Here is a 1943-nt window from a genome sequence, read left to right as displayed (position 1 = left end):
AGAAATAGTATGAGAAATACCATTTTATATTTTATTTCTCATACTATTATATTATTGATTTACATATAATTACCGTATTATTTATGAGAATATGAGAAATGAAAATGAAAAATCGGGTTCTTCGTCAAATTTGGTGGTACTTCTTCTATTGTGAATAAAGAATCTTGGCTCTCAGTAGTTTACTTCCTGCCCTATTGTACATCTGCCTTTTTAGCGCTTTAATTTTATTCACTGTCCCCTCCAGTAATCCATTACTGAAGGGGAGATCAATAGCTGCCTGTACTGCCTCCCAGTCTTTTTCAATACCATATGCAAAGTTCGTCAGTGCCATATTCCGTGTTGCCTTCGCTTTTTCAATCCACTTTCTAATATCCTTATCATAAGTGTTCCCATTAATCATATCTCTGAAATTCTGACACACGCTTAAAAGTTCTTTAATCTGCGGTGAGGACTTATACAGTTCCGCTAGTTTAGGATTATCCGATTCTCCCTTTAGAATGTATTTGCGTATCTGATTCTGTGAAACTCTCTGTGTTTTACTTCCGTTTTCAATGCTCTCATTATGCTCCTTGACTTCTTTCCTCTTTTGTTGATACATTTTTCGCAAGCTGGATGTTATCCTTCCAATAAGTGCGCCACTGATTTTACTTCCCATTTTTTGTGCCAATATATTTCGGGTAATACAGCCCGCACTAATGATTGTAGCCAGTTCGGATACATATTTAAGAGCTGTCTTCTGTTGCTCATTCAAGTATGCCCCTATTCTCCTGTTGTGAATGAGCTTATAAATGTAGCGACTTTTCTTGCCTAAATGTGCGGCTGTCTGCTCAATGGTCATCCCCTGCATTTTTAAGTTCAGGCTTTCCCTGTATATCTTCAATTTTTCTCTGTGTCGGACATCTCCCATGTTAAATATGTCCTGAAGAATTAACGAAGAAGCCGTGTCTCTGTCAGGATATTCGTATTTGAGCTTTTGCTTAGTCTGACGAATCATTTTCTCTATTTCCGGTATCATTGTGTCCGTCATATTCTTGGTTAGATGGAACCGGTCGCAGATTTGTGTAACACCAGGGATTATTCTGTTTATAGCCTCTGTGAAACATCTTCCACGGTCTCTCGTTATATATTGTATTTGAGGATTCCGGGCGAGCCAGTTATCAAGCGCTTCTCCGCTTCTATCCTCTAACAAAGCAATAGGCATGTGTGTCATCTGGTCTACGACCACACTCATATAATCCTTACCTTTTTTATAGGCAAAATCATCAATACCTACATAAATACTTTTATTATGCATAGGATTATGTTGCCCGCACTGTTGTAGGATGCGTAAGCAGGAAGAGCTACTGGCCGTTATATGGAACAGCTGCAAAAGAGAAGAGGCCTTTCGGGAAGTAAGTTCCAAGCTTATCGATCTGATGCGTTCCTCAACAAGATAGCTCCGTCTACCATACCGACGAGCCAGAAAAGACAACGGTTCGCAGAATATTTTTTGCGGACAAGAAACATTGTCACAATAATATTTACCAACCTTTATGACTAACTCCAAAGTATGACCGTAAACTTCAAGATCCTGAATATGACGGGAGTAGTAACTGTGCAATCGGTGACTGAAATGTCCGCAATAAGGACAGGAAGCCCCCTTGCCAGCCGTATGTAAAAAGACCGTCAATGAGCCAACAGCTTCAGAGATACCATCTTGTTGCAGATTATCGTAGCCAAGACTGAATCTGAAATCATGGAATAATCCCCTATTTGTAGGAGTATTTTCTTTTTTTGATGTATATTTGTACGTTGTAGATATGACTTGTTGCATTGTAACTCTTAATGATGTGGTGTCTTTAAAGTTACTAAAAAGCAAACATATCTACAACTTTTAATAGGATTAAGAAAGAAGAAGACAGTTGAAATAAAAAAGAGATTACCACCAAATTTGACGAAGAACC

Annotated in this window: 1 protein-coding gene; it reads right to left on the bottom strand. The window is 38.4% G+C overall.

Annotated features, from left to right (window positions below; translation table 11 throughout):
- Positions 1-145: 145 nt before the first annotated feature.
- Positions 146-1813 (bottom strand): ISL3 family transposase, encoded by a 1668-nt coding sequence (locus tag HMPREF0106_RS00170; protein ID WP_009041313.1) that lies wholly within the window; start codon positions 1811-1813, stop codon positions 146-148.
- Positions 1814-1943 lie beyond the last annotated feature (130 nt).

The organism is Bacteroides sp. D22 (genome assembly GCF_000163675.1).
Classification (GTDB): Bacteria; Bacteroidota; Bacteroidia; order Bacteroidales; family Bacteroidaceae; genus Bacteroides; species Bacteroides xylanisolvens.
The sequence above is the reverse complement of the archived record's forward strand: the minus strand, read 5'-3'. Positions and strand labels throughout refer to the sequence as shown.